We start from the raw sequence: 17,986 nt of genomic DNA, 5'->3' as shown, positions 1-17,986 counted from the left end.
AAGTAAATTAGGCTGTTGATAGAATTACTTAGACTAGTATTATAACCAATTATGAATTGGTTATTGATTTTATCAGTTTTCATATGTTGGTTATAGTTTATTTATACAAATGCTAAATATACTAAAGAAATCTTTACTTTACATTATGGAAAACCGTACTAATTTCTAAGTCAAAAATTAGTTTAAGGTGAATTTTGAACAAAGAAGCAACGAATGACAAGCGTTTTGAAGAAACGAGAAGTCTAAGGAAGTGACTATTTTACAATACGAATGTACCCTTGTTTTGACAGAATCAATGAAACTAGCTACACCTTTACAAAAGTTCAGGTAAAATAATGACATTCAACATTCTGTCTCCTCAAATTTACCAGCTGGCCATCATAAACGGAAAACTCAAAAACTTCTCTTATCCTACTCTATTCACCTTTTTACTTCTGTAGATATTATTGTATAAAAATGCAGTATTTCTACGTATCGTATAAATTTCAAAATTAGAATAAATTTGTACCCTTGATTTACAGACACTTACTGAAATACTTTTTCTAAAAACACAATCCAATTAAAAACAATTACAAGAAAACTAAAAACTAAATAACCAGCGACATGAAAATCAAACAATTTTATTCCCTGATCGCATTATCAAGCATAACAGTGATTGTACATGCACAGGTAGGGATTAATACACCTAATCCACAGGCCACTTTAGATGTTACCGGATCTACAAATACAAGCATGAAAGATGGTATTCTGCCTCCCAGAATTTCTAAACAACAGTTAGCAGATAAGGATCCGGGAACTTACGGAATTGCACAAACAGGAGCCTTCGTTTATATCACAGACATCACTGATCCTATCGGTGTCCCCCCACCCCCAAGTGTAGCAGAGGTTGGCAGTATTCATAATATTGGATATTACTATTTTACCGGATTCCAATGGGTTCCCTTTTCGATGAACCTTTATAATATAGACGGGAGTCTTTCAGGAAACAGAGTGGTGACACAAGATGCCCATTCTCTGGCATTCACTACGACGGCTACTAACGGTTTTTCAGTTGGCGGATCTACGTTTTCTGTGGATGGGGCCAATGACAGAATAGGGATAGGAACTGCTGCCCCTCAGACAAAATTTCACGTAGTTTCTACTCTCCCAAGTTTGAACCGATATAATCTGATTGATGCTACAGCCGGAACAAACCAATACGGAATTGTAGCTTTAAGAAACACTTCTCCTTTGGCTACAGGAAACTATTCCTTACTTGGTTTTACGAATAACGGGCCTTCTTCGGGAGGAGCCAATTGGGCCGTAGGATCTGTCCGTACAGGGGCAACACTCACCAATGGCTCAGAAGAGCATTTCTATATTGGAAACTCTGTGGGTGGAGGTTTAGTCGAAAGAATGAGAATCAATCCTATATCAGGAAATATTGGAATCGGGACTTCCGCTGCAACCAATAAACTTCATATCAATGCTATCAACCCTATAAGACTTGAAGGGCTGCAGGGATCTTCAGGAACTGCAGGAAGTTTAACAATAAACGGTACCGGCGTTGTACAATTACAAAACTCAACGACCATCAGTGCTGCAAGAGGTACCGGAACCGTGTCGATTACATTAAACAATACTTTTACCAATACGGTCCCTTCATCTAAAAATTTTGACAATCTTAGTGAGATGATGGGAAATACTTTCATAGCATCTTCTACGGGATTGTATAAAGTTGATTTTAGCATTAATTATCCTCAAAGAGCATCATCGGAAGATGGTGGAGACGGCTATTTAGGATATGCTCAGATCAGTTTGGACGGAGTTCAGCAGTCATTTACCAATACCAAAGTTACTTTACCTGAAGCCACCGGAGCGGCATCATTCGTTACCTGTATTAATTCTACTTTAGTAAAAATGAATGCAGGCCAGGCTCTTTCATTTCAAGCCTTATCTTTCGGGTCAACACCAAATTCAACGAATATTTTAGCCCCTTTTACAATTAATGTAGTTCGTATTGATTAATCATTCAAACTCAATAAAACAGGTAAAAAAGTTCCCTTTTACCTCTTACCAGGCAAATTCTATCAACACAAATAAAAAAGTAAGAACACTTGCGCTTTGTAAGTGTTCTTATTTCTTTATATAAATAATCTGTGTAAATAGAAATATCCTTTTACATGGACAAAATAAAATTTACTTCTTATTCATCTCTTTAGTCAAGTCCTTTCAAAACTCTCCCGAGCTCAAGATCCCGCTTCTGAATAATATCATCATCAGAATAGTTTATATATTCATTGATTCTTACTCCTACTTTTTGGGTTTGAGAACCATCGTAATAGAAAATACCATTGCCGGTAAATTCAAGATCATAGCCTCCGGGAAGTTTTATCGTTTTGATATCACCGTCTGCTCCTGCTGTTCTTTGGCCAATCGTTTGGGCCTGAGGAAAAATATTCTGAAGATTCATTGTATTCCACTCACTCATGCTAAGGGTTTCTGGATTGACGATTATAAAAACTTTTCCTTTATAAGGATGGATGGTTTTATTTTTAAAATCAGGATAGTAAGTTCCACCTCCTTCATAACTGATGGGAATATACGTTCCAATATTTTTTGGATTGGGTTTATAGTATTTTCCAAAACGGTTTTCCACAGGGGAGAAATACTTGTATACAGAATGAAATACAAAACCACCCCAGTCCGGATATCCTCTCATATCAAAGACCATAGCCTTTTTCGATGATGCTTCTTTGAAAATAGAATCCATATGCTCATCCAGCTTATCATCAGGAATATTATTGATGAAAGCAAAAACATCATGGATTTTAAAGTAGGCAATATCTTTATGCTCTATTTTATACTGCTGCTGCAAACGGACTTTATTCTGGATATATTCCGTCACGATGGCTAGCTGTTGTTTATCTGAAAAATTAACAAATTCTGTGTCTGCAAGATGGGTTTTATTATCCTTTGACTGTACCTCTAAGTTTTTACGAGCCAGATCATCAGGCCAGATCAGATTTTTCTGAAAATCCGAAATCAGATACAAAAACGTTTCAGGGTTGGACGTGGAAAATAGTTCTCTCTTTTCTTTAATAATCTCACGGATGCTTTTACCATTGACCTTCGTTATTCTATCTCCCACATGGATATTCGCTTTGGAACAGATTTCTGGTAAAAGAATATGGGTAATCAATATATGATCATTCATGATCACATAGTCGAAAGGGGGAAAATATAATCTGTGGAAAATTGCATTTTTATAATTCAGCTGATCATAAAATCTGAAAGAATGGGTGTCTTCCATTTTAGAAACTACTTTTGCCAGAATAATCTCAAAGTCTTTTCTTGAAGTACAACGAACGGTCTGATCCACCAAATCCGAGAAATAGGATTCAGCATTTTTATCCATCAGATACTTGTGGGGATACAAATAATCAATAACTCCCTGTAGCTTTGCCAATGCCAGCAAGCGATATGCAAATGGTAGATTTTCATCTTTTTTGAATTCGTTTGTTTTAGAATCAGCTATTTTATCTTTCTTTTCAATCTCAGCAATGAACCTATGATGGTAGATATCATTCAGTAATGTCCTATTTTCCGGGCTGATGTTTTTATTTTTCTGATACCATTTGAAGTTTTGATTGACCGAGAATACATCTTTCGGATTATCAGTAACTGGAGTGCTAGAAAACTTATTATTCAGATTTCCTGACAAAAGAGTAATGATTGAATTTTCATTTGTTTTTTCATTCATTTTCCCAACAGTTTCCAAAAACAGACTGTCAGCATCTTTTTTGCCGCCAGCAACATCAGGATGATAATATTTTATGAAATTCCAGGTCTTCATAAAATAGGTATAGTTATCTTTTTGGCCGTAAATTGTCGCATGAATAGCCATCACAAAAAACACTATAAGAACATTCTTCATTTACTTGAATTTGTGATGTAAAATACACTTTTAAAAGAATATTTTTCGCATTTAGTTTGAATTTTAAAAGAAAGCAGTATTAAAAGGCTTTATAGTCTTTTTGAGTTTAATTTTATAGACTCCTTTTTCTACTAAATGAATAATATAGAAACAATTTTACTTTTTCATTTGTACAATAGATGATTTCCAATCAATAATTCTCTCTTATTCTGTTTTTTGTTCAAACTCTTTAAGATCTTTAAAATAATATTTATCTTTATTTTTCTTAAAATAAAGTCTGTCTCCAACAATATTATTTCCTAAAAAAGTCCTTTTGATAATCAAGAGATTCTTCTTACAACAGTCAGCAGTAACTTCTATCGGAGCATTGTTCCAGTAATTAACAGTTTTTACATGTATATTCTTACCCAACCATTTATTTTCTCTTCTATCTATGGATAAATAAACACTATCCTCACTTACTTTTTGATGAAGTATAATATTTTTATTTAAAGCTTTATTCCAAATCTTAACTTCCTGAGCGTTAGTAACAATACCCATTAATATGAAAATCAGCGGATAGGTTGCTTTATTTTTTTTGATAAACATATAATCTTATTATTGTATCAATCTCTTCCTATACTGTGGTGCAATAAATTTCTCAATTTCTTTCCATTTGAAAGAAACTGAATATCCAGGATAACCGCTATTGGTTCTATTTTTCTGATCATAAAAAATAAAGTCTATGCCTGTTATATTCCCTGTTGCCCCTGTATCTATTTTGTATTGACTGAGATTTTTTATCGGAAAGGACATGTCATTATTTTCTTTATTTTTTTTGCGACACAGCTGCAGAAGTATCTTTTTGTTTATGAATAAGTTTTCTCCAACTTCTGTATCATTCTTTTCATCAAAGAAATAATAGATTGTATCTTCCCATGAAGAACCATACGACTGAATGTGTACTGATATGTTCAGCAATCCATTTTTATTCAAAAAAATCTTATATTTTTCAAATCCGAATTGATGATCCCGTAATGAGTTTGTTGAAATTAAGTTTTTTAAAGTATCTTTTTTTGCATTCAATCTTTTCTCCGGACTGTCGAAAGAAGTACCATTAAAAAGGTCATAGCTTTTCTGAATTTTCTTATAAATTCCGGTATTCTTAGTGTCTATTTTTAATTCCTGCAACTCAAAACATTCTTTAGAAATACAGACCGAATCCTTTAATATAGAGACCTTTTGAGCATATGAAGATAGGCTAAACAAAAAAATAAATAATATATTGAATAGGTATTTTATCATTTTTTCTGTTAAACATCTTCTAGAAATAATTTATTTTGATGAAATAATTTTAGAAATACTCGTTGAATTTAGCGTAAAGACATTCGTTGGAAAACTTTTATAAGAGACCTGCTTAGTTTCATATCGGGTTTCTTTTCCTAATCCTACCTGAACTGAAGTTACTTTTTCATCATATACATTTTTGTTTGGATCTATAAAAATTTCACTGTCAGTGATAAGCCTGCTTTCAATATTGGTATGTTGCGTATATTTCAAAAATCCTTTATTGGATGGTATCATTTTTTTCTCCAGTTCCTGATCTCCTTCCATAGATTCTTTTACAACATATTTTGGTATTCCTTTATCATCATATAAAAATTTCAGATTCCATTTGTCCAGATAATCACTTGCCTGGGTTCTATAGGACTCCATATAGCCTTTTAGTATTTTAAAGTCTTTATGTTTATACTTTTCATATGAAGAGATATATTTTAAATCACCAAGATTATATCCCGGCAAGAAGTCTTCCAAAAAATCAATAAGATCTGGAATGTTTAAATACTCATTAACGTTTTTCTGCAAATAGCTAAAATAAGGTCCATTTAAATAAAATACATCCTTGTCTCCCACTAAAATTGTTTTATCTTTTTCATTAAAAGCAATTTTAAGCTTGTTTGTATAACTCTCGTTTTTAGAGGTTAACAAAAGAGCATTTTCGTTTTTCCTTAAGGTATATACATCCGGCACTTTCTTTTCTGATACCTGCGAGTCGGTAAATCTGTAAAAAGCAATACTGTCTTTTTTTGGACTGAATATATAAATAAGGTTATTTGTACTTATCTTATCTTTTTTATCAATTCTTTTATCATCAACATATTCTCCCTTATCAATAGTTTTATTAACAATATGAGTGATAATATATGATTTAGGCGCTTGTGCACAGGCATTTGTATGAAACACTGCCAAAATGAATAATATATATGCTAATTTTCTCATTAATTAAACTTTTACTTTTTTCCAAAATATAGTATATCCGGCAACTCGGGTTGCTTCCAGACCAAAGGATCTCTTTGTTCCATTTTTATAATAAAAATCACCTGTTGTCCAATAGTCTTTTTTTGCAAAATCATCATTTGGGAGAGAATAAATTGCTTTATTTTTCCCTTTTACCGTTTTGTGTGTATGTGTCCCTTTATCACAACCTTCTTCATGAACTGAGTTATAAGCTAAAGTTGATCCTCTTCTTCCAGTTATTTTACTTTCAAACGAATCATACAGGCTTTTACTTATTTTTATATAATCATACTCATCAAACTTATTATGACCGTATTTTGTGGTACTATCAGGTTTTAAGTCAGTATCAATACCCCAGGCAAGAAAATCTTCGCCATCCCATTGTGTTGCATTATCGGTAGGATCATTTTTAACCTCATCCACGTCTCTTAAGAGAGCATCAATTGCCCCCGCTCTGGAATATAAAGAAATGGTATCTTTTTCTGAAGTTTTCATCTCAACCTTATCCTTAGCATCCACACTGGAATAACTGGAGTTTAATAACTGGAACATTGTTTTTCCAACTCTCTTTGCTTCGTTATAATTTGTATGTGCTATATATAAATATTCTTCTTTTTCTGATGAAAGACCTTCATGTTTAATAATATTACATACTTTCTGAAAATCACTGTGTACAATATTTAGCTTTTTAGGACTTTTGTAAATATCTTCTTCCGCCCCCTTTCCTTCGCAGGCATATACATCATTTTCATTTCCTTTTTTCTGCCCTTTTACATTTCCTTCAAAACTTCCATTATAATTATAAAAATAGCCATTTATCTTTTCTTTTGATTCAGGGATGGGAGCTCCGGCGGCATCAACGGTTTCCGGCTGATGAATTTGTCCGCTATCGATAATTTTAATATCTACACCTCCATAAGTACATGGAATGGTACTTTTCTGTAACAATATAAATTGTTCCTGAGAAAGATAGGTACCTACATCCTGCCAGTCTCTTACATTCATAACAGAAGCACATGGTGCTGCCATTTGTGGACTCTTTTTACAGTTTCCTGTGAAAATTAAACTTTTCGGTCCCCTTTCTTTTACAGTTGCGGTTTTCTTTTCCTGTATCGTTGGAGTATCATAATTTACTTTCATAATCCCCTGGGGAACAGTACATAATGTACATTCCAGAGTTGCAGTATCTATGACAACTTTTAACCCATCTTCTGCTTTATCTTTTTCCTCATTTTCCGCACGCTTCTCCTCCATCTTCTGCTTATTATCAGCCTTCATTTTGTCAGTATCCTGTGTCGTATTTTGAGTTTGAGTTTCCGGAGCATTTTCTTCTCCTTCGTTATTTAACCTATCCATAATAATGAATGTTTTAAATGAAAATTCTGTTTCTTTATTTCTATAAAACCTTCTTCATATTGGTTTCCTTTGCAGATAAATATTCCTTTGAAATCATCAATTTCTGATTGTTCCAGATTTTGGGCAGAAACTTTTAAAATCATTTTCTCCTCATCCTTTTCAGGAGTCATAATTTCTGTAAATCCGTCCGGAGATATTCTTTTTCTTTTGGTATCGAATGACTCTAGCAAACCATTGAAGAGCAAACCGAACATATTATACTCTGTCAAAAAATCAATCAGCTTTGCTTCATCTTCTAATATACTGCCGATCTGATTGAAATAATTATCTATAGCTTCCCCTTTATGCGTTTTTGATAACTCTGATTGAATTTTACCCCATCTTAACCGTAGGAAAAGCAGATTATCTACTGCGGTAATATTCCCTTCGTTATCAACCCTGCATTCCAGTTCATCAAACAGGTAACTGATTTTTTTTATAAATTTTCCCATGGCAGTATCTTGATCCGAAAAGTCGAACTCAACCACCAGAATCTGAAATTGATGATCTTCTTTAGTTTTACCAAGATAATACACTTCAATCTGCCGGGTATAGCTTTTTGTAATAGCATAAACCGGGTTTCTTTGCTCCTTTACAATGGTTTCAAGCCTATATATTTTCTGATGAAGATTTTCAAGTAGCGTAAACATTATTTCAGGGGATATACTATTCTTTCATAATTACTATTGGGATCCATTCCCATCCAGTCTCTGTTTGCCGACCAATGAAGATATTTGTTACGCATAATTCTCAATAAGGTCTGAGGATGATAGGCGGTAACCACAACTTCCTGTAGCGTTTTTGTTTTAATTTTATTACCGTCTTTATCAATCACTTCATCAGGTATGGGCGCTTGTACCGGTTCTGGATTTTCTAATCTTTCTCTTGCTCTTTCCTGTTTTTCTTTTTCAACGACCTCATCTGTTTTGAAATTCCATTTTTTACCATCTTCAAAGACATAATGGTGCAAAAGATCTTTTGCTGAAGGCAGATATTGGTCGTGTTCTATAGAATAACTTATTTCTGTTTTTGCAATCATCTGATGGTCATAATGGTTTTTACCTTGTTCTTCCATGAAATGGAGCGGAATATAGCTGTATTCTTTCCTCAGGAAACGGATTCCGGTAATTTTACGGTATACACTTCCCATCGTAATAACATTGAGGAAACTATTGTTAATTTCAATTTGGTCCTTATTATACCAATGTTCATCAATCAATTGCTGTCTGCGCTTGTTTAAGAACCATACCGGTTTATGATTAGACGTTTCTATTTCATCTACTGTTTCTTTTCCGTTTTCATAAGCTCCGCCGATATCACAATGTACTCCCGGAAATTCTTTTTCAATACTGCCCGGAAAGCTGGTTAATGAGAAATTTTCCCGATGTTCATTGCCTGCTGTAAAATGAACTGCTCTGGAATAAGGTCCAGGATTCAGCAACTGTAACTGTTCGACATCATCTCCAAAATTGTAACTAGATCCTAACGTAGAATGCTTCATTCCTTCCCATCCCACACGTCTCAATCCTCCCATATCACCATATTCTTCATAAGAAGATACGGTATCATACGCCCCAATAAAACGAACATACAGCTCTAGCTCTTCCAATTCTTCTTTGGTCACTACATCTTTACTTAAAAGATAATATCCCAGAAAACCGAATTTCGGAAGCTTTCCATCAACAAGATAATTAGGATCTACCTCTATTTTATCCTTATCTATCCACATATCTCCATATTGGGGGATCGTAATTGGTCCTTCAGAAGAATCCATCTGAGTATATCCTACTATCTTTCTGGATTTTTTTATCTCAACATCTACTGTTCTTTTTTTACCATTGATTTCGTAAGCAAAATTCCTTGCAGCGGCTGCTCCACGGCTGAATCCGAAAGTATCTATATATATTTTTGTAAATTGTTTATCCGCATTTAAACCATCTCTGATTATTACTTTAATTCTATCCGCCAGCTTTTCACATCCTTTTCTTACTTTTCCTCTTACCCCTGTGATACCAGATCCATATTGGAAGCCGTCATCTACATCTCTACGGTTATCCAGCGTCCCAATACCTTCTATATAAATAGCATAATTAGTCTGTTCACAACATTTATACAATCGGGCAACATTGGTAAAGTCGTTGCTAAAACTATTATCAACCCCCATTCTATCTAAGCGGCTCCTGTGAATCCCTTTAAGATACTGCTCATATTCGGAACCGGCATCTGGTTTTTTTTTATCATCTAAATCATCATACGCTTCTTCCTGTTTTTCAGTCGTATCTTCTATCGCTTTTTCTTTTCGTAAAATTTCCTCTTCAGAATCCGTGCTTTCAATTTTGTTTTTGCCATCCTTATATTTTTGGCGGAGCTCAGTATTTTTAAGATTATTCAAAGTTCCGTCAAAGAAAACACCTACCTCCAAATGAAGTTCGTCAATAGGAGGTGCATAATTTCCAGTATTGTACACAAATGTTTTTCCCATAATCCTAAATTTGAGGCTTCTCTTAATTTTTCTTTTTCGACTTAAATATTTCTAATGTATCTGTCTTAATAAAAGCTTCTTTCCCATTTTCCCCTTTTAGCTTTACTGTAAAAAAGCTAAACGCCTCATTCACTTTTATGACTAATTCTGCTTTGGTACTTTTGGGATTATCTCCAAAAACACTGTTAAAAGCATCAAAGCTGGATTTTTCGTCCAAATTACATGCTGCTCCGTATCTATTATTATCTTTATCTACTACTGACATTGAGATTGAACCAGGGATTGTTCTAAAGTCATACTCTGACAAAGGATTTTTTGCAGCATCAAATTGTTCTTTTTCACCATTTATCATAGTAATCCCAACATCTCTTAGCGGGTTTAATTTTGAATTTTCCGGAAGTTCAAAAACAGCTTTCCAACTAAACCTTGTTCTATAAACATCCCATAAACCCAATGGTATAGGCTTTCCTTTGTTTTCTTCCTGTATCTTTTTTGGAATAATCTGTTCTCTTGAGTGTACCATTTCCAAATAATCTTTGCGCCAAAATCGGTTTTCATGGCTGTCGAGCTTAGCAATTTCAGATTCCGGAATGGTTACTTTTTTACCCTGATATCTCCCTATTTCTTTTTGCCAACCAATTCCTGCCACCCAAACAACGACCACTCCTCCGGGTGCCATACCTACAGCAATAACATCGTAGTTTAAATGTTGTCCTTTTCCGCTTGCTCCTTTTATTTCAAATCCTTTGCTAAAATATTTTCTTATCATCTCGGTATCAATATCGGTATCTATCTGGTAAAACTGATTTTCCATATAAGACATCCAGATAAAATCTAACCGCTTTGGCAAGCTTTTGAAACCGTTACTCATGCCATTATTAATGGATCCCCAACCATGATTTCCAGGTACTATCCCAAAATTTAGTCCTACCCATTCTCCGCCTTCACATTCTATTCCTCCTTTGTATACTTCCATGGGATATCCTAAGGGGGCAGAAGTTCCTTCAGTCCATTCATATTTTGTCATAGTTTTAGTTTTTTGATGTTCTTTCTTTTCCTGACACGAGATCTGGGTGAAAAATAAAAAGCTTAACAGGTATTTTATTATTTTATTCATTATTAATATCTTACAACCTTAAAAAAATTACGGATCATTACTCCTACACCACTAATAAAGATAAAAAAAAGGGAAATCAACGATTTTTTCAGCATCCTTATCCTTTGTTCACTTTAGCATCTATTTTACCCAGCATTTTGGCTACCCCTGAACTCTGCAGTAAAATATCTCCGTTTTTCGCTTTATGAGTAGTTGTCGAAGTGGTTTCTTTAAGATCACCTGTCACATTGATCGTTTTATTTTCGTTGACTGTCTGCTTATAGTTTTTTGAGGAAAACTTATGATCATTGATAATATTAATGGCATTATCATTCCCGACACTTGTTTTCATATCCTTTCCTACATTGATCGCGAGATCTTCTCCTACATTAAAGGTCATATTCTTAGGAGCAGTAACGGTAATGTTTCCTTTTCCATCCATAAAATAATTGTTCCCACTTGGATCTATAATGTTTACACTTCCTTCGGTATCATTCATTAAAATTCGGATTCCGCTTCTGGTTTGTATTGATTTCAAATGGTTATCTACCCCGCCTCCCAAAGCAGTCTCTCCATGAAACATTCCTCCCATTACGAAAGGACGGTCCGGATGGTGGTGAACAAAACCTACCATCACCTGATCTCCCACCTCTGGTATTGCTACATAGCCTCTGTTTTGAGTGATTTGATCTGTACCTCCCGCATCCGGGGACATCATTCTGATAAAATTGGTTGTATCATGCAGCTGCCAGTCGAATCTTACGGTAATCCTGCCCTGCCCCAGCGGATCAGTATTAGAAATTACTGTGGCGATCTGTGGCTGCGCAATGGGCATGGTAAAATCAGGGGTTGGAATATATCCCGTGTCTGAAGCAATAGCCTCAAATCTTCCTGTGTAACGTCCCAGAGTATCCACTTCATGAATTACTTCCGTCATCATCAGCTTGGTGAAATAAGCGGTTTTATTGGTATCGGTTCTTCGCATATTGATATCTGCAACACATCCGGGATATAAAAACGGAATAGTAGTTCCTCCGGAAACCGTAAAAACCTCTACAGCCTTGCTGCCGGCAGTACTCGTTTGGGAAATGACTACATCCATATCGGTTGCTGCTTTCATAGGAGCTACCTGTAACGAAGGTGTTTTGAATATTCCTTCATTATTTTTATAAGCGGTTTGGGCAAGGTTGCCAACATGTTTTATAGGGGTATCCCCGGAAATCAGTTTCGTATTGGAGCTGCTGTTATATCCATAAAAATGGGGTTTGATGTGTACTGCTTTCAGTTCTACACTCACATCAGAAACATTGCTTCCGTATATTAGTTCTAGAGATTTATTCTGAGGGGGCATATTCCCGAAGTGAAGTATTTCACCGTCATAGTAAAACTGCTCGCCATAGGCTTCTGCCATTCTGCAGAGGTAATTGTAGTGGGTCTCATTATACTGGGCGCTGTAGAGAATCTGGGAAGATGCTTTTGCATTCACCTTTACATCAAACTTACTGCTTTCTATTCCCTGTTTGATAACCTCTTCAGCAATGATGCCCATATTGACCGGTTTATCACCGCCAAAACTTTGAGTATGTAGTGCAGCATCCAATAAAATAGTAGGACTGTATCCTTTCAGTACAATATTTCCAAGATTATGATTTTCCTGGCTGAATCCTACTTTAGTAATGACTCCTACAAAAGTTCTTTCCGGGCTTCCTTCCACGTTTTTATATTTAAAAACAACAGTTAATCGTTTTCCTAAAAACTGCTGAGCCTCTTCCAGATCATGATTTTGTACCCCGTCTAGAGTATCATGGGCTAATGTAAGTTCAAAATTATGGTGTTTCTTTACGCTTTGCTGTAAACGGAAATGTTTGAAGTGCTTTATCATCTTGCCTTCAATCACAATATCCAGTTTCACCACACGGTTGATTCCAGGAATATGATTCTCCGAAATCTTCTCGGAATTCGAAATGTTTTTATTCATATTATGTAGAGTGTTTGGTGATCGTTTTATTTTGAAAAAAATCTAAAAATAAATGCCTTTCCTATAAAGTTATCAATTTTTTACAATATAAAATTCACATGATCAGCTTTATTTTTTAATCTTAGTGTAATCATCATTTCTTAATTATAGGAAACAATCACTGACGAAAAAACAGAATAGCGATCCTTATGACGGATGTACCATTCTGTTTTTATAGGGGTGAATGTTAAAGGATTTTATCCCTGAGATCCAGGCCAAGCTCCGTCATAAGATGAATTTCCAAGCTCGATCTGTTCTGCACTTATCACAAAACTGATGTACATACTGTTTTCATCTACAGCATCGAAATCTACTTCATGCTGGATGACATACCCGTTTGTCCATTTCAATGTCGTTAAAGTACCTTCTTCGTGAGATTTATTGAAAGTTACCTCTCCTACTGTAGGTTTGTATTTTCCGTTCAATAAACTTTCAAGGATGTCAGATTTTTCAGTAGCTTCTACTGTAATCTTAAGAAGTGCATTGGAAGGATCTGATGCTACACGTCCTGATACGTCTGTAGCTCTTGATACGCTGTAGTTCAATTTTAACAGCTTTTGTCCTTCGCCGTTGTTGAATTTTAAGATTCCTCTTGAATTTCTTTCTGCCATGATGGTAAATTTTAATCGTTAAATATTTATGATTTGATGTTTGTTATATCACCAAATTTAGAAGTATTCATCATAACAAAATAAAATTCAAGCATAAATCTGAAAAAGTGTAGTACTTTTACGACTAACACTTGTTAGGCTAAATACAAGCTGTAAATCAAAACATTACCATTTACAAAGCAAAAAACCGAGCTATTACAATAGAGAAAAAACTCCCTGTTTTTCAAACAAGGAGATGATTTTATTCACAAGAATACGGTTACAATTTTTAGGCTAAATTCACTCCAAAAACACGCCCTACAAGAGCTGTAATTCCCATGGCAATAGTGCCCCAGAAACAAATTCTTAACACCGCTATTTTAATACTGGAACCTCCCGCTTTGGCAGAAACAGCTCCTAAAAGCATTAAAAATATGATTGAAAATCCATATTGAAAGTACACCATCTGTTTAATAGGAGCTAAAAGAGAAACAGTAAACGGCAATAATGCGCCCACTGCAAATGAACCGAACGAAGCCATTGCCGCCTGTAAAGGTTTCGCCTGTGTGATTTCGTTAATTCCCAATTCATCACGGGCATGAGCTCCCAATGCATCATATTCTGTAAGTTCAATAGCCACCTGCATAGCAGTTTCTTTGGTACAGCCCCGATTCTCATACACTTTAGCAAGTTCCTTAAGCTCTATTTCCGGCATTTGTTCAAGCTCATATTTTTCACGAAGCAGATCTGCTTTCTCGGTGTCTTCCTGTGAGCTTACAGAAACATATTCACCCGCTGCCATAGACATTGCTCCGGCAATCATACCCGCCAGTGCGGCAAGAATAATGATGTGACGTTCCGGAGCTGCCGCAGCAACCCCGATAACAATACTTGTGGTAGACAATAACCCGTCATTCGCGCCCAGTACAGCCGCCCGAAGCCAGCCTATCCTGTTTACATAATGTTTCTCCAGCTGATGATGCATAACTTTTGTTTTGGTAATAGGCTAAAGTTACCAAATGTTTCATCAAGAATCATTTTAAATTAATGGTGTTTTTACCGCTTTAGCTTATAGCCGATACAGGATATTCGTTTTTGAATCTGATAAAATCTTCTAATGAATATTCAGGGCATGCTCCTTCCTGTGAGGTAATAAATGCTCCGAGAGAAACTGCCTGAGTCATCATTTCATGAACTGTGCTTCCTTTTTCTAATTTTTTGGAAAGAAATCCTGCTAAGAATGAATCTCCGCTCCCCACCGTATCTTTTACTGTAACTGGTATGGTAGGATACAGATAAAAATCATCGCCCTGAGCATATAAGGCACCTTTACTTCCTTTTGAGACCATAATTTCCTTAAGATCAAACTTATCCTGCAGATATTTTATGCTGTCTTCTTCGGTGGTATAGTCTTTTCCTAAAAAATCCAGCATCATGCGCATTTCTGCTTTATTGAATTTGGCAAGATGTGTTTTGTGGAGTAAATCCTTTATCATTCCGACCTCATAATACGGTTCTCTGAGGTTGATATCAAAAACATTATAATCGCTGAGTTCAAGCAATTGGAATAATGTGTTTCTGGATTTTTCATTTCGGGCTGCCAATGTTCCGAATACGAAAGCATCTGTTGTTTTGAGGATCTCTTGGTTTTTCAAGGTTGTTTCAATAAAATCCCATGCTACCCCTTCCACAATATCATAATGAGCATCGTTATTTTCATCCACTGTAGCAATTACTGTACTGGTGGGATACTCCGTATTGACCTGAACAAGATCTGCAGGAATATTCCAGTTGTTCATTTTATCTAAAAGGTCATGCCCAAGCTGATCATCACCAACACTGCTTATCATATTGACCTCTACCCCCATTTTGGAAAGGTGATAAGCTACATTAAAAGGGGCACCTCCCATTCTTCGCTGCTCTCCCGGAAAAATATCCCAAAGAACTTCACCGAAACAGACTGCTTTATTTTTTTTATGTTCCATTATATAAAAGTAATTAAATGTATTGAGTTTTTAAAAGGTTTAGTATTTTGAATTTCCTTGCTTCAGAATGAATAAGCCTGCACAGAGAACTGAAGAAATGCATTATTATTGACCGGATTCCACATTCCCCAAATCCCGATGGGAATTTTATAGCCTTGAATGATAAAGCTTTTTGAAATGATAAGGCTTATTTCATTGAACCCTGATTCTTTAGCAAAGAAATTATTCTTTTCACCATGGCTGTCTAATGCAAAAGCATAGCCTATTCTTCCTCTTACTTCAAGATCATTCTTTTTGTACACTGGATATTCTCCCGAAACAAATGACGAATATTTATTTCCTGTATTTTCGCTGTTTCTGTCTCTTCCGAAAACCACCGTATTCCAACTGAGCACCAAAGGAAATGTATCGCTTATGGTATAGTAAGATCTTAGATCCCAAAAACGCCCGGTTTCTTTCGCTGAATAGTTAAAAAATTCCTTATTGTTATAGGTCGCACCGGGTGAAAAGTTATAAATATCCCATAATTCCAGTGTAAGATGCTTGTTTTTGTATCCTACATAATTATTGAATTCTTTATAGGAGCCATCAAAATTGCCACCCGCCCAGAATCCGACATAAAAGTTCTTATAATCAAGATGTACATCTCCGGTATAAATAAATCCTGCAGAGACTTCAATTCCTCGCCACAAATGGCTGTTTCGAAGCTGTAACGCAGAATGCAGTTCCTGCGCACCTAAACAAGTTCCTATAAAGGAGGAAAAAAGCAATAAGTAGTTTTTTAACATGATTCAAGTGTTTTTAAGGCAGTAAGCATCCTGTATCCAGCAATAGTCTACAGGATAGTTACATTGATTAAAAGAAAAATATATGATTAGTGAATGAGGTCTTTTTCTCTTATACGCGATCCAAACAACGCGTAAGTCAACATCAGTAATTCACAAATTACCGTAAGCCACCACGTCCATCTCCATGAGCCTAAAATATCTGCTAAACCTCCCTGAATAAGGGTAAATACCGCTCCGCCAAATACGGCAGAAATAAAAATACCGGATGCTTTTGAAGTGTACTTGTTCAATCCTTTGATGGAAAGCGTGTAAATACAGCTCCACATGGATGAATGCAGGAGACCGATTGCTACAAGAAACCATAGATTTTGAGTAACCATAGAAGTTACCGCAAGCACTGTGGCCAGTATTGTGGTGGTTATCAACTGATTTCTTGCAGAAATATTACTGAAGAAACTGGATACTGCTCTTCCTACAAGAAAACCTCCCCAATACAGGGTAGATAATAGGGCATGAATTCCCAGATCCATTCCTCCTACAATGATATCTGTTTTTCCGAAAAATGTAATAGGATGACCAGAATCTACCAATTCAAAAGCATACAGATTAATATTAGCGCCTATGGCAACTTCGGTTCCTACATAAAAAAAGATAGCCACCACTCCTAATGCAAAATGCCTGAATGACCAGACGCTCCTGTCTAGCTTTTCCTCTCCTACAACCCGTGTATGAGCAAGATCAGGAAGGTTGAGTTTTTTAGTAATGATCATCACGGTAAGTATACAGATGATGAGTACAGAAAGCGGAAGCAGCAACTGTCTGATTTCTATGTTTTCAATGGAAATTCCGCTGAACATGACCACCGTGACAAAAAAAGGTGCAGAAGTAGTTCCTATAGAATTGATCGCTGTCAGAATATTGAGGCGCTGTACCGGCTGTGTCCCTTTCAGTTCGTATGAAGCTGCATAAGGATTTACAACCACCTGAATGATGGCTGCTGAGGTCCCCATTAAATAAGAACCGATAACAAAAACGATAAATCCAACAGGAATAACGGCATCTTTTACACTGAATTTCAGATCGGGATAATGATCCCCAACCCATGATGAACACAGATACATGAAAAGACCGGAAATCATAAAGAAAAGCCCGCGTAAAATGGCATTTTTATATCCAAAGGCATTTACCCATCTGCTTCCCAGTGTTCCATTCAGAAGATATCCTAAAAAGAAGAAAAAGGAAATCAAAGTAGTAAATGTGTTTTTAAGACTGCCTGCATGGCTCAGAAAAGTAAATTTCAGAGGTGCCTGCAGCTGTTCATTCACTGTAGTCAGAAAACCTACAATAAAATAGATAAACGTAATGATTGCAAACGGCAGTATAGGATTGTTTGTATTATTGTCTGAAGAGGTTATACCTGGATTGATCTGCATGGCCTAG

The 17,986-nt window shown here is 35.7% G+C and carries 15 protein-coding genes; 1 reads left to right on the top strand and 14 read right to left on the bottom strand.

Translation table 11 applies throughout. The features are described from left to right. Window positions 1-603: 603 nt before the first annotated feature. Complete coding sequence (locus C1634_RS17170; RefSeq protein ID WP_103234792.1) at window positions 604-2,007, top strand: hypothetical protein; 1,404 nt, start codon at window positions 604-606, stop codon at window positions 2,005-2,007. Window positions 2,008-2,197: 190 nt separating this feature from the next. Here C1634_RS17170 and C1634_RS17165 read toward each other — a convergent pair whose 3' ends face one another. The 14 genes from C1634_RS17165 to C1634_RS17100 form a co-directional block, all read right to left on the bottom strand. Continuing rightward, window positions 2,198-3,916, bottom strand: a complete 1,719-nt coding sequence (locus tag C1634_RS17165) for a S41 family peptidase (protein ID WP_103234791.1) — start codon at window positions 3,914-3,916, stop codon at window positions 2,198-2,200. Between the two features lie 204 nt (window positions 3,917-4,120). After that, window positions 4,121-4,504, bottom strand: a complete 384-nt coding sequence (locus C1634_RS17160; RefSeq protein WP_123921495.1) for a hypothetical protein — start codon at window positions 4,502-4,504, stop codon at window positions 4,121-4,123. A 9-nt stretch (window positions 4,505-4,513) separates the two neighbouring features. Then, window positions 4,514-5,086 carry a hypothetical protein gene (locus C1634_RS17155; protein WP_109738814.1) on the bottom strand — a complete coding sequence of 191 codons (573 nt, stop codon included), beginning with the start codon at window positions 5,084-5,086 and terminating at the stop codon, window positions 4,514-4,516. Window positions 5,087-5,230: 144 nt separating this feature from the next. After that, window positions 5,231-6,175, bottom strand: coding sequence for a hypothetical protein (locus tag C1634_RS17150; protein ID WP_103233061.1), 945 nt, complete (start codon window positions 6,173-6,175; stop codon window positions 5,231-5,233). A 3-nt stretch (window positions 6,176-6,178) separates the two neighbouring features. Next, window positions 6,179-7,549: a DUF4280 domain-containing protein gene (locus tag C1634_RS17145; protein ID WP_103233060.1), complete on the bottom strand. Its 1,371-nt coding sequence runs from the start codon at window positions 7,547-7,549 to the stop codon at window positions 6,179-6,181. Next, window positions 7,537-8,238 carry a hypothetical protein gene (locus tag C1634_RS17140; protein ID WP_103233059.1) on the bottom strand — a complete coding sequence of 234 codons (702 nt, stop codon included), beginning with the start codon at window positions 8,236-8,238 and terminating at the stop codon, window positions 7,537-7,539. Before C1634_RS17140 ends, C1634_RS17145 begins: the two co-directional genes overlap by 13 nt. Further along, a complete protein-coding gene (locus C1634_RS17135; protein ID WP_109738813.1) occupies window positions 8,238-10,070 on the bottom strand; it encodes a phospholipase effector Tle1 domain-containing protein in 1,833 nt (610 codons plus the stop codon). The genes C1634_RS17140 and C1634_RS17135 overlap by 1 nt, the downstream gene beginning before the upstream one ends. A gap of 22 nt (window positions 10,071-10,092) precedes the next feature. Next, window positions 10,093-11,187: a DUF2931 family protein gene (locus C1634_RS17130; protein WP_103233057.1), complete on the bottom strand. Its 1,095-nt coding sequence runs from the start codon at window positions 11,185-11,187 to the stop codon at window positions 10,093-10,095. Window positions 11,188-11,284: 97 nt separating this feature from the next. Beyond that, window positions 11,285-13,144: a type VI secretion system Vgr family protein gene (locus C1634_RS17125; protein ID WP_109738812.1), complete on the bottom strand. Its 1,860-nt coding sequence runs from the start codon at window positions 13,142-13,144 to the stop codon at window positions 11,285-11,287. A gap of 236 nt (window positions 13,145-13,380) precedes the next feature. Next, complete coding sequence (gene tssD / locus C1634_RS17120) at window positions 13,381-13,794, bottom strand: type VI secretion system tube protein TssD (protein ID WP_109738811.1); 414 nt, start codon at window positions 13,792-13,794, stop codon at window positions 13,381-13,383. A gap of 268 nt (window positions 13,795-14,062) precedes the next feature. Further along, window positions 14,063-14,758, bottom strand: coding sequence for a VIT1/CCC1 transporter family protein (locus C1634_RS17115; RefSeq protein ID WP_103232100.1), 696 nt, complete (start codon window positions 14,756-14,758; stop codon window positions 14,063-14,065). A gap of 79 nt (window positions 14,759-14,837) precedes the next feature. Beyond that, entirely contained in the window at window positions 14,838-15,758 is a 921-nt protein-coding gene (locus C1634_RS17110; RefSeq protein ID WP_103232101.1) for a carbohydrate kinase family protein, read from the bottom strand. A 62-nt stretch (window positions 15,759-15,820) separates the two neighbouring features. Beyond that, complete coding sequence (locus C1634_RS17105) at window positions 15,821-16,546, bottom strand: hypothetical protein (protein WP_103232102.1); 726 nt, start codon at window positions 16,544-16,546, stop codon at window positions 15,821-15,823. 86 nt (window positions 16,547-16,632) lie between these two features. Continuing rightward, complete coding sequence (locus C1634_RS17100; RefSeq protein ID WP_103232103.1) at window positions 16,633-17,979, bottom strand: MFS transporter; 1,347 nt, start codon at window positions 17,977-17,979, stop codon at window positions 16,633-16,635. Window positions 17,980-17,986 lie beyond the last annotated feature (7 nt).

Origin of the sequence: Chryseobacterium viscerum, assembly GCF_002899945.2 — a bacterium.
Lineage (GTDB): Bacteria > Bacteroidota > Bacteroidia > Flavobacteriales > Weeksellaceae > Chryseobacterium > Chryseobacterium viscerum.
This window is presented reverse-complemented; position numbering and strand designations above follow the sequence as displayed.

Bases quoted from the DNA above. Each gene is read 5' to 3' on its own strand.
- C1634_RS17170 (WP_103234792.1), top strand. From the start codon at position 604: ATGAAAATCAAACAATTTTATTCCCTGATCGCATTATCAAGCATAACA.
- C1634_RS17165 (WP_103234791.1), bottom strand. From the start codon at position 3,916: ATGAAGAATGTTCTTATAGTGTTTTTTGTGATGGCTATTCATGCGACA.
- C1634_RS17160 (WP_123921495.1), bottom strand. From the start codon at position 4,504: ATGTTTATCAAAAAAAATAAAGCAACCTATCCGCTGATTTTCATATTA.
- C1634_RS17150 (WP_103233061.1), bottom strand. From the start codon at position 6,175: ATGAGAAAATTAGCATATATATTATTCATTTTGGCAGTGTTTCATACA.
- C1634_RS17145 (WP_103233060.1), bottom strand. From the start codon at position 7,549: ATGGATAGGTTAAATAACGAAGGAGAAGAAAATGCTCCGGAAACTCAA.
- C1634_RS17140 (WP_103233059.1), bottom strand. From the start codon at position 8,238: ATGTTTACGCTACTTGAAAATCTTCATCAGAAAATATATAGGCTTGAA.
- C1634_RS17135 (WP_109738813.1), bottom strand. From the start codon at position 10,070: ATGGGAAAAACATTTGTGTACAATACTGGAAATTATGCACCTCCTATT.
- C1634_RS17130 (WP_103233057.1), bottom strand. From the start codon at position 11,187: ATGAATAAAATAATAAAATACCTGTTAAGCTTTTTATTTTTCACCCAG.
- C1634_RS17125 (WP_109738812.1), bottom strand. From the start codon at position 13,144: ATGAATAAAAACATTTCGAATTCCGAGAAGATTTCGGAGAATCATATT.
- tssD (WP_109738811.1), bottom strand. From the start codon at position 13,794: ATGGCAGAAAGAAATTCAAGAGGAATCTTAAAATTCAACAACGGCGAA.
- C1634_RS17115 (WP_103232100.1), bottom strand. From the start codon at position 14,758: ATGCATCATCAGCTGGAGAAACATTATGTAAACAGGATAGGCTGGCTT.
- C1634_RS17110 (WP_103232101.1), bottom strand. From the start codon at position 15,758: ATGGAACATAAAAAAAATAAAGCAGTCTGTTTCGGTGAAGTTCTTTGG.
- C1634_RS17105 (WP_103232102.1), bottom strand. From the start codon at position 16,546: ATGTTAAAAAACTACTTATTGCTTTTTTCCTCCTTTATAGGAACTTGT.
- C1634_RS17100 (WP_103232103.1), bottom strand. From the start codon at position 17,979: ATGCAGATCAATCCAGGTATAACCTCTTCAGACAATAATACAAACAAT.